The organism is Mesorhizobium sp. M1A.F.Ca.IN.020.06.1.1 (genome assembly GCF_004023265.1).
GTDB lineage: Bacteria > Pseudomonadota > Alphaproteobacteria > Rhizobiales > Rhizobiaceae > Mesorhizobium.
On record NZ_RZSR01000798.1, the window covers coordinates 1 to 2811 of the forward strand.

Annotated in this window: 2 protein-coding genes and 1 pseudogene; all 3 read left to right on the forward strand. The window is 65.3% G+C overall.

Going from position 1 to position 2811, the window contains the following annotated elements; all coding sequences use genetic code 11:
* The first annotated feature begins 43 nt into the window (after positions 1 to 43).
* Positions 44 to 1114, forward strand: coding sequence for an ABC transporter substrate-binding protein (locus EOA60_RS27090; RefSeq protein WP_066988891.1), 1071 nt, complete (start codon positions 44 to 46; stop codon positions 1112 to 1114).
* Positions 1115 to 1319: 205 nt separating this feature from the next.
* Positions 1320 to 1909, forward strand: a pseudogene (locus tag EOA60_RS27095) (XRE family transcriptional regulator).
* The coding region (locus EOA60_RS27100; protein ID WP_164899567.1) for an ABC transporter ATP-binding protein at positions 1899 to 2811 on the forward strand (913 nt) is incomplete at its 3' end. The pseudogene EOA60_RS27095 and the gene EOA60_RS27100, both read left to right, overlap by 11 nt.

Genomic DNA, 2811 nt, shown 5'->3' on the forward strand with positions numbered 1-2811 from the left:
CCGCAATCCAGCCTGAACCACAACAAAGAAGAGGAGAACGAAAATGACAGTCCACCTGAAATCGATCACGGGATACAAGGCCCGCGCGGGTCTAGCCGCACTCGCCCTGGCGCTGTCGTCGACCGTCGCTTTGGCTGCCGACAAGCTGCAATATTTCACCTGGTCGGGCTACGAGCTGCCCGACTTCAACAAGAGCTTCCTCACCGCGCATCCGGACGGCGTCGAGGCCACGATCTTCGGCGATGACGACGATGCCTTCACCAAGGTCAAGGCCGGCTTCCGGCCCGACATCGCCCATCCCTGCTACGACAAGGTGGCGCGCTGGAACAAGGAAGGCCTGCTGCAGCCGATCGACACCAAGCGCATCAAGAACTGGGATTCGATCTTTCCGGTGTTCAAGAACCTGCCCGACCTGCAGGCCGGCGACGGCAAGGTCTGGATGGTGCCGTGGGACTGGGGCAACACCTCGATCCTCTACCGCACCGATCTGGTCAAGAACCCCGAGGCGAGCTGGAACCTTCTGTGGGACAAGCAATATGCCGGCCGCATGGCGACCATCGACGCCGTGCATGACACGCCGATCGTCGCGGCACTTCTGGCAGGCGTGAACCCCTTCGACATGACGCCGGAGCAGATGGAAAAAGTCGCGGCGAAACTGCGCGAGCAGCGGCCGCTGCTGTCGAGCTACACCACCGACATGACCTCGGTCGAGCAGGCGCTGGCCAGCGGCCAGTTGGTCGCCGCCATGACCTGGAACGCGTCGGCCACGTCGCTGAAGAAGCAGGGCGTGCCGGTCGAGTTCATGAAGCCGAAGGAAGGCATGCTCACCTGGGCCTGCGGCTTCGTCATGCTGAAGGACGCCAAGAACGTCGATCTCGCCTATGACTTCATCAACAGCCGGCTCGACGCCGATTCGGGCAAGTACCTCATCCAGTCCTACGGCTATGGCAGCTCGCTTTCGACCGCCTTCGCCGGCGTGTCGAAAGACGAGCTGGACAAGCTGCAGCTGCCGGCGGATCCCGACGTGATGCTGAAGAGCACGATCTTCACCGGACCGATGAAGCAGAACGACGACGTCGCCAAGATGTTCGAGAAGGTGAAAGCCGGCGGCTGAGCGCACTTGCCTTCTCTCCCTGTGGGAGAAGGTGGATCGGCGCGCAGCGCCGAGACGGATCAGGGGTGATCCAGGGAACGCCGACGTCTCACTTCGCTGGAGCACCCCTCATCCGTCGCGTTCGGCGACACCTTCTCCCACAAGGGGGGAAGGGGGGCCTGGCGGCGCTGCGCCGCACCGGTGGAAAGACAACAAGGACTATTTGATGGACATTGCTGACGAAGCAAAACCGAAGGACGATGCCGACGTGCGTGTCGGCCGGCGCGTGCGGGCGCTGAGGCTCGAGCGCAAGCTGTCGCTGGCCGAGCTCGCAGCCAAGGCCGGCATATCGATCTGGCTGAGCGCGGCATGTCCTCGCTGCGCGTCAAGGTGATCTGGCCGCTGGCCGCCGCCCTCGACATCGAGCCCTCGGCCCTGATCGCCGACGGCGATGAAGCGGTCAACGACCTCTACTGCGTGCGCGCCGACAAGCGGCGCGCAATCCCGGTCAAGTCCGAGGGCATCGCCAAGGCGCTGCTGTCGCCGCCCGCCGCCACACTCACCGGAATGCTGGTGACGGTCGAGGCCGGCGGCGGCACCGCCGAGGCTTATGCCCATGCCGGCCACGAATTCGGCTTTGTGATGACGGGCGAGGTCGAGCTGGTGGTTGACGCCACGGCCTATGTGCTGAAGGCCGGCGACAGCTTTGGCTTCAAGAGCACGCTGCTGCATGCCTTCCGCAATCCGGGCGCCGAGCGCTGCCAGATCCTGTGGGTCAACACGACAAAACCCTCCGAGGTGCGCGATGGCGCCTGACGCGCTCGTTCGTCTAGAGAACGTCTCGAAGGTCTTCCCGGGCGGCGTGGTCGGGCTCGATGCGGTCGATCTCGATATTGCGGCGGGCGAGTTCCTGACCCTGCTTGGCCCCTCAGGCTGCGGCAAGACGACGAGCCTGCGCGTCATCGCCGGCTTCGAGAGCCCGACCAGCGGCAAAGTGCTGCTCGAAGGCGGTGACATCACCGGTCTGAGGCCCTTCGACCGTCCGGTCAACACCGTCTTTCAGGACTATGCGCTGTTCCCGCATATGGACGTCGCGGCGAACGTCGGCTTCGGCCTCTCGCTGCGCAAACTGTCCGGTACCGAGCAGGCCAAGCGCGTCGGTCAGGCGCTTGACATGGTCGGCCTAGCCGACAAGCTGCGCGCCCGCATCTCCGAACTGTCGGGCGGTCAGCGCCAGCGCGTCGCGCTTGCCCGCGCCATCGTCTGCGAGCCGCGTGTGCTCTTGCTCGACGAGCCGCTGTCGGCCCTCGACGCGCATCTGCGCGAGCAGATGCAGGTCGAGCTCAAGCGACTGCAGTCCCGGCTCGGCACCACCTTCGTCATGGTCACGCACGACCAGACCGAGGCGCTGTCGATTTCCGACCGCATCGTCGTCATGAACAAGGGCCGCATCGAGCAGATCGCGCCGCCCGCGACGCTTTACGACCGTCCGGCGACGCGGTTCGTCGCCTCGTTCATCGGCACCATGAATCTCCTGCAGTCACGCTTTGTCGGGCGCGACGGCGAGCGGCTGCGGTTTACCGCCGGCGAGCTGCCGCTGGAGGCCATACTGGAAACCGGCGAGACACCGGCTGTCGGCGACGCACGAACCATCGGCGTTCGTCCGGAGGATCTTGTGGCGGCCACCGAGGCCGCCGAAGGCACCGCGCCGGCCCGGG